At 60.0% G+C, this 1,802-nt stretch carries 2 protein-coding genes and 1 pseudogene (1 of these 3 running past the window's edge); all 3 read right to left on the bottom strand.

Going from position 1 to position 1,802, the window contains the following annotated elements; translation table 11 throughout:
* A pseudogene (locus tag ACFFAR_RS15335) lies at positions 1–68 on the bottom strand (Rap1a/Tai family immunity protein); it reaches 292 nt to the left of the window's first position.
* Between the two features lie 158 nt (positions 69–226).
* The gene (locus ACFFAR_RS15330; protein WP_375508079.1) at positions 227–994 is read right to left on the bottom strand and encodes an ankyrin repeat domain-containing protein; all 768 of its coding nucleotides are present in this window, start codon (positions 992–994) and stop codon (positions 227–229) included.
* Positions 995–1,055: 61 nt separating this feature from the next.
* A partial coding sequence (locus ACFFAR_RS15325; protein WP_375508078.1) for a TatD family hydrolase occupies positions 1,056–1,802 on the bottom strand: 747 nt, incomplete at its 5' end.

Raw genomic sequence — 1,802 nt, 5'->3', positions numbered from 1 at the left:
TTGCCGGTGAACGCTGCCGCGCTGAGCGGAAACGCAAGCACCCCGGCCATGACTAAAACCCGCAGCATGATGATCCTTTTTTATGATTGGCGGTCGCCGGGTGTGGCCCTTCCTGCGCCTTGCAGCGCCTTTTGGCTCGATCCCGGCTTGTTTGGACTATTTCTTATATTGACGCTTTGCGGAGCGTGAAACCGGTTTGATTTTCCGGCCTCGCTTCGCGAGTGCGTCATTTTGCACTGTTTGTACCGGTTTGCGGGGTTCCGGATGCGCCCGCGGCGCCCGCCGCCTGCATGGACGCCAGCCGCGCCGCCAGGCCTTCCGCCACGTCCTTCTCGTGATACTGCTTCGCGAAGTCCACCGCAGTCAGGCCGATCTGGTTCTTCACGCGCAAGTCGGCGCCTTCATCGAGCAGCAGTTTCACCGTGGACAGGTGGCCGCCGCGCGCCGCCATCATCAGTGGCGTGGTGCCGTTTGGCGATCCCGAATCGATGTACGCCGAATGGTCGAGCAGTACCTTGACCACATCGTCATGGCCGTTGGTCGCGGCGTAGTGCAGCGGCGTCCAGCCCTTCTTGTTCACTTCCGCATCCTTCGAGATCAGCATGTTCACGAAATCGAGGTCGTCGTTGAGCGCGGCCAGCATCATTGCGTTTTCGCCGGCGGGGTCGAGCTTCTCGAGATCGGTCTTCGGATTCTCGGCGAGCAGCTTGCCCACCTTGTCGGACTTTTCGCGTGCGGCGATCACGAGCAGCGGCGCGCCGGTGTTATCGACGAGATTCGGATCGATGCCTTGCGACAACAGCTTCTTGACGGCCGAGACATCGTCGAATTTCACCGCCTTGATCATGGAATCCTCAGGCGCCGCGAAAACCGGTTGAGCAATGGCTGCGGCCGTCAGGACGATGCCCGTGACCAGCGAGCGCCACGTCTTGCTGCGCGCGGCCGTATGGCGGTTGAAAGATGTGGAAGATGAATCCGTCGAAAGTTTGAGCATGTGTTCCTTGGGGATTACTGGCTGAATCTAATAGTTTTCGCGTCGAAAGCTTCCGCCGAGCCTAGTGTTCGACAGGCTCGGGAATCTTGAAGAGCTTGAAGAAGTTGCGGGTCGTGGCGGTTGCCAGCGCGTCTTCCGGCATTTCACGCAACTGCGCGATGAAACGTCCGACATAACTTACGTACGCAGGTTCATTCGACTTTCCACGATAAGGCACCGGCGCGAGATACGGCGAGTCCGTTTCGATCAGCAAACGCTCGAGCGGCACCCGTTGCGCGACGTCCTGCACGTCCTTCGCGCTCTTGAACGTGACGATGCCTGACAGCGAAATGTAAAAATCCTGCTCGAGCGCGGCTTGGGCGACGTGCCACGGCTCGGTGAAACAATGCATCACGCCGCCCGGCACGCTTGCACGCTCCTCGGCCATGATCCGCAGCGTGTCTTCCCACGACGACCGTGTGTGGATGATCAGCGGTTTGCCCGTCTCGTGGGCGGCCCGGATATGCGTGCGAAAGCGTTCACGCTGCCATTCCATGTCGGCGATGCTGCGCCCTTCCAGACGGTAATAATCCAGTCCTGTTTCGCCGATGGCGACCACTTTCGGATGCTGCGCCAGTTCCACGAGCTGCTGGACGCTCGGCTCCTGCGCATCTTCGTGATCCGGATGCACGCCCACCGATGCATAGATATGCTCGTTTTCTTCCGCGATCTTGAGCACGGAAGGCAGCGTTTCCAGATCCACCGATACACACAGCGCGTGCGTCACCTTCAGCTCCTGCATCTTGCTGAGGACTTCGGGCAGCCGGTC

Source organism: uncultured Caballeronia sp. (assembly GCF_964243625.1).
Classification (GTDB): domain Bacteria; phylum Pseudomonadota; class Gammaproteobacteria; order Burkholderiales; family Burkholderiaceae; genus Caballeronia.
Note: the sequence above shows the minus strand (reverse complement) of the source record. Positions and strands in the feature narration are given on the sequence as shown.

Coding starts and splice junctions, on each gene's coding strand:
- ACFFAR_RS15330 (WP_375508079.1), bottom strand. CDS start 994: ATGCTCAAACTTTCGACGGATTCATCTTCCACATCTTTCAACCGCCAT.